We start from the raw sequence: 424 nt of genomic DNA on the forward strand, positions 1-424 counted from the left end.
GAGTGACAGGTGGTGCATGGTTGTCGTCAGCTCGTGTCGTGAGATGTTGGGTTAAGTCCCGCAACGAGCGCAACCCTTGATCTTAGTTGCCATCATTAAGTTGGGCACTCTAAGGTGACTGCCGGTGACAAACCGGAGGAAGGTGGGGATGACGTCAAATCATCATGCCCCTTATGACCTGGGCTACACACGTGCTACAATGGACGGTACAAAGAGCTGCAAGACCGCGAGGTGGAGCTAATCTCATAAAACCGTTCTCAGTTCGGATTGTAGGCTGCAACTCGCCTACATGAAGCTGGAATCGCTAGTAATCGCGGATCAGCATGCCGCGGTGAATACGTTCCCGGGCCTTGTACACACCGCCCGTCACACCACGAGAGTTTGTAACACCCGAAGTCGGTGGGGTAACCTTTTTGGAGCCAGC

General features: G+C 53.8%; 1 rRNA gene. It reads left to right on the forward strand.

Annotated features, from left to right (window positions below):
* Window positions 1–424: ribosomal RNA gene (locus tag MR107_RS30435) — 16S ribosomal RNA — on the forward strand; the annotation flags it as partial.

It is taken from the genome of Bacillus cereus group sp. BfR-BA-01441 (genome assembly GCF_022663075.1).
Taxonomy (GTDB): domain Bacteria; phylum Bacillota; class Bacilli; order Bacillales; family Bacillaceae_G; genus Bacillus_A; species Bacillus_A cereus.